Source organism: uncultured Dokdonia sp., from assembly GCF_937910895.1.
Taxonomy (GTDB): Bacteria; Bacteroidota; Bacteroidia; order Flavobacteriales; family Flavobacteriaceae; genus Dokdonia.
This window is the reverse complement of sequence record NZ_CALEMI010000099.1, coordinates 1-4651: the sequence shown is the minus strand read 5'-3', so window position 1 is coordinate 4651 and position 4651 is coordinate 1. Positions and strand designations below refer to the sequence as shown.

General features: G+C 36.9%; 4 protein-coding genes and 1 pseudogene. All 5 read left to right on the top strand.

The genetic code is table 11. From position 1 onward, the window contains the following. The coding region (locus tag Q0505_RS12260; protein ID WP_299213227.1) for a hypothetical protein at positions 1–670 on the top strand (670 nt) is incomplete at its 5' end. A 72-nt stretch (positions 671–742) separates the two neighbouring features. Further along, positions 743–2269 (top strand): primase C-terminal domain-containing protein, encoded by a 1527-nt coding sequence (locus tag Q0505_RS12255; protein ID WP_299213225.1) that lies wholly within the window; start codon positions 743–745, stop codon positions 2267–2269. Next, positions 2269–3882 carry an ATP-dependent helicase gene (locus Q0505_RS12250; RefSeq protein ID WP_299213223.1) on the top strand — a complete coding sequence of 538 codons (1614 nt, stop codon included), beginning with the start codon at positions 2269–2271 and terminating at the stop codon, positions 3880–3882. The genes Q0505_RS12255 and Q0505_RS12250 overlap by 1 nt, the downstream gene beginning before the upstream one ends. Beyond that, positions 3863–4018 (top strand): hypothetical protein, encoded by a 156-nt coding sequence (locus Q0505_RS12245; RefSeq protein ID WP_299213221.1) that lies wholly within the window; start codon positions 3863–3865, stop codon positions 4016–4018. Before Q0505_RS12250 ends, Q0505_RS12245 begins: the two co-directional genes overlap by 20 nt. After that, positions 4002–4651, top strand: a pseudogene (locus Q0505_RS12240) (hypothetical protein); the annotation flags it as partial. The gene Q0505_RS12245 and the pseudogene Q0505_RS12240, both read left to right, overlap by 17 nt.

Genomic DNA, 4651 nt, shown 5'->3' with positions numbered 1-4651 from the left:
AATTCCTTTTCTTCGTATTCTGAGTGATACGTCACCACAGATTAAGAAGAGAGATCCTCAATACATTGAGGGAGCGGAAAGTGGAATGATCTACAATACGCTGACAAAAGAAATATTTGATGGAGATAAAGGGGTACAGGTCATACCTTGTTCATATCAACGTCAATATATTGAATGGCAAGATAGAGGCAAGGGCACTGGTGCTCCTGTTAATATTCATTCAGGCGACAGTAATATACTGTCAAAAACAACAAGAGATGATCAACGTAAAGATAGACTTACCAATGGTAACTATATCGAAGATACGGCTAATCACTTTTGTTTAATCAAAAGCGATAATGGAGTTTGGTCACAGGCTCTAATCGCTATGAAAAGCACACAAAGAAAGAAGTCTAAAAGATGGAATTCTTTGATGCTTGGGTTAAAGCTAAAAGGTGCGAAGGGGCTATTTACACCTCCTTCATACTCTCACATTTACTCACTCAAAACGATTGCAGAATCAAATGATTTGGGCGAATGGTTTGGTTGGGACGTCTCTCGGGTCGGTCCAATCGAAGATGCTGACTTGTATTCACAAGCAAAGGCTTTCTCCGCGTCTGTTGATGCTGGTGAAGTAAAAGTTAAGCATGATGACGAAAGTGTTGACGACGGCGAAAAAACACCGTACTAAACATATCGTTAAATTAATCGAGGGAGCATATCATTTTCCTCCTGAAAATCGCTCCCTCAACTAGGTATAAGAATGACAGAACAGAGACGACGATTTATAGAGATTTTTACAGGGCTTGATCGAGCTTATGGTCAAACTGAAAGCCGTTCAAAGAATGAGAACGGTAAACTAGAAGCAAAATCCTGGATAGAAAAACAACAGCTAACGGAACAGAAATGGCATGATCATCTTGATGGAAAAGAACCATCGCTTGGTATCATTCCCATTAAAGACGACAACACCTGTACGTGGGGTGCTATTGATATAGACTCCTATGATGGGTTCGATCATAAAAAATTAATCAAACAGATCCTCGAAAATAAATTACCACTGGTTGTATGTAAATCAAAGAGTGGCGGTGCTCATGTATTTTTATTTGTAAAAGAGTCAGTAAAAGCAGTAGATATGCAGATGAAACTGACAGAGATAGCTGCATGGTTAGGTTATGGTGAAAGTGAAATTTTTCCAAAACAAATAGAGTTAAACCCGAAAGGGACAGGAAACTTTTTAAACTTGCCGTATAACCACCCAGAGTATCCGACAAGATATGCGCTAGATGATGAAGGTAATGCATTGGATAATCTGGATATGTTTATAGCGCATTATGAAAGTAAAGTCGTATCGAATCTCGGCATGGTAGCTATTAAGAAAAAAGAACGTGAGAATACAGATTGGAAAGGAGCTCCTCCATGTTTAGTGACATTAGCATCAAGAGGCTTTGCTCAAGGCTCACGGAACGAATGTTTATTTCAAGTGGGTATTTATTTACGACAACGTTTTCAAGATACAGAGTTAGAACAAAAGTTAGATGAATATAATTTAAAATATTTTCATCCGCCGTTGCCTAGTAAAGAAGTTCAAACACTTTTAAATCAAGTAGGCGACAGAAAAAATTATTTTTACAGATGTAAGTTAAAGGTTTTTAAAGATGTGTGTGAAGAAATGAAATGTAAAAATACTAAGTTTGGTATCGGCAAAGGAACTGCCTCTTCTATTGTTAGTTTGAAAAAGTTTGTTTCTGATGATCCTATGTTTGAAGTTACACACAATGGTAAAGTTTTAGTTATTGACGGTGATACCTTGGCAGAGTTTCCTAGATACAGAAGAGCTTGTGTTAAACAAATAAATGAAAGTCCTCAACCAATTAAAGGAGACGCATGGGCAGATAAAGTACAGTCATTGTTTGATGATCCTGGGTTTGAAGAAGTTATTATGCCAGGCGAGGTAAGTTCTAATGGTCAGTTCTTATCGTATCTACAGATATTTATAGAGAACAATGGTGGAGCAAAAGACAGACAAGATATGTTGCAAGGCATGGTGTATGAGCAAGAAAATAATTATATGTTTAAACCACAAGCATTTAGAGACTTTCTTAAAACAAAACGTTTTAATAAATTAAGTGATGTAGGACAGTTTAAAGTATTCTCTGATTTTAAAGGCACTGCAGAGAAGCTGCGTATAAATGATAAAGTTACACATATTTGGAAGATACCAACGACTGTTAATGATGCAGAATACATTGTTAAGTCAAAAGATTTTAAAGAAGAGGAGCCATACTAATGAAAAGAAATATAGTTATAGGTCCTCCTGGCACAGGTAAGACAACATTTTTAAAAAATAAAGTTGATAAATTAATTAGTGGTGGCCATTGTAAACCAGATGAGATTGGATACTTTAGTTTTACAGTAAAAGCTGCTGAAGAGATTCGTGACAGAGTCACGAAGGAGGAGTGGAGTGAGGCGGAACTAAAAAAGATGTTCCCTTATTTTTGTACGCTTCACTCGCTCGCTTATAAACGATTACAGTTACAACAATCACAGATCATGGATCAAAGTGACTACGATGACTTATCACGGGACACGGGCCGTTTCTTTGTTAACAAGATGAAGAAAGGTAATGGTATGGATATATCTATGCCAACCGCAAAGAGTGAGTATCAAGACTTAATTAATTTAGCGTATGCAAAGTTTCCTGATGATGACGATAGACTCAATCAAATCTTTCGTACTGTTAAGCTCAGTGACTACGGCGCACGGAACACGATTGAACAAATGGATTTAGATTTAAAAAACTTTAAACGTGATAGAGATAAATTAGAATACGTTGATTACTTTAATCATTTTTTAAAGAAAAAAAATCCGCCACCATTAAAATATTTATTTGTTGACGAGGCACAAGATTTATCTGCACATCAATGGCAAGTAATAAATATGATACAAGAAGTGGCAAAACCAATTGAAACATATGTTGCTGGTGATGATGATCAAGCAATCTTTCGTTGGGCAGGTGCAGACATTGAACACTTTATAGCCATGGCTAAAAATGATGCTAACACTATTATTCCTTTGACACAGTCATATCGTATTCCTAAAAGTGTGCACACTATTGCCACAAAATTAGCACAGTCAATATCACGAAGAATTGATAAAAGTTACAAGCCAAGAGATGAAGAAGGCGAGAGAAAAGTCTTAAATATCAGACCTTTAAACAAAGGATTGGCTGAAGGCGAGTGGTTAATTTTATGTCGTACACATGAGATTGTGCAACAAGTTTCTGAATCTTTGGAACAGTTTGGTTGGTTGTATAAACGTTACGGACAATCGGTTGTTAATTTAAAATATATTGAAGCTATCAAAGCGTGGACCACGTTGCAAAATGGTAAAGAAGTTTCTGGTCAGTTATGTGATACTGTTTATCAGTTTATGGATAGCACACGCATAAAAAGAAACTACGGTACCTTTAAAGGTGATCATGCTGCTGTTTACACATTAGAAGATTTAATAAAAGATTATGGTTTGCGTGAAACAATCAAAGACATAGACGTTCGTACAATGAAATGGTATGATGTATTGAATGCGAAAGGATTAAGAAAGAGAATAAATTATCTCAGAGCTATTATGCGTGAAGGAAATAAATTAGATGACACACCACGTATAGAAGTATCAACAATACATGCAAGTAAAGGTGGGGAGAGAGACAATGTTATGTTGTTAACGGATTTATCTTATGGTCCTTACAAATCATCTACTGAAACACAACAAGGTAGAGATGATGAAGCAAGAGTTTTCTATGTTGGTATGACAAGAGCCAAAAAGAAATTAGTGATTGTGCGTCGTACGGAAGCGCAGTTTGAATACGAACCTATATTTTTTCATGAACGACAAGCAAGTTGAAGATTTTATTGATAAGCTAAACAAGCAAGCGGCAAAGCATCTTGTGAAGTTAGGCAAAGGTAAATTTGGTAAAGACTGGAAAAAGATTTATGAAGGAATGAAAAGAAGAAGGAAGAAACGTGAAAGATCAACCTAATTGGTTTCCTAAAGTACATCGCATGCCTAGTGAATGGGTTATGCCTGACCACTTCCCTGATCTATCTGGTTATGACGAGATAGCAATTGATTTAGAAACACGCGACCCTGGTATCAAAGATACAGGACCAGGATATATACGCAAGAATGGTGAAGTTGTTGGTATCGCTGTAGCTGTAGACGGGTGGAAAGGATACTACCCCATTGCTCACGAAACACCGCCCAACATGGACAAAGCTATTGTTACTAAATGGCTTAAAAAACAATGCTCGTACGAAAATATTAACTATATATTTCATAATGCTTTTTATGACGTAGGTTGGCTTACTGCGATGGGTGTTGACATTAAAGGTAAAATAATAGACACTCTTATTGCGGCACCACTTGTAGATGAAAACAGGTTTCGATTTGACCTAAACTCATTAGCAAAAGATTATCTAAAAGAGTCAAAATCGGAAGCCCAACTCTACGAGGCTGCCAAAATGTGGGGTCTAGATCCGAAAGGAGAAATGTGGAAGCTTCCCGCATCTCACGTTGGAGAGTACGCAGAGCAAGACGCTGCTGTGACGCTACGCTTATGGCATCATCTCAAAAGAGAGATTACTTCACAAAACTTAATTAACATCTTTGAATT

Bases quoted from the DNA above. Each gene is read 5' to 3' on its own strand.
- Q0505_RS12255 (WP_299213225.1), top strand. From the start codon at position 743: ATGACAGAACAGAGACGACGATTTATAGAGATTTTTACAGGGCTTGAT.
- Q0505_RS12250 (WP_299213223.1), top strand. From the start codon at position 2,269: ATGAAAAGAAATATAGTTATAGGTCCTCCTGGCACAGGTAAGACAACA.
- Q0505_RS12245 (WP_299213221.1), top strand. From the start codon at position 3,863: ATGAACGACAAGCAAGTTGAAGATTTTATTGATAAGCTAAACAAGCAA.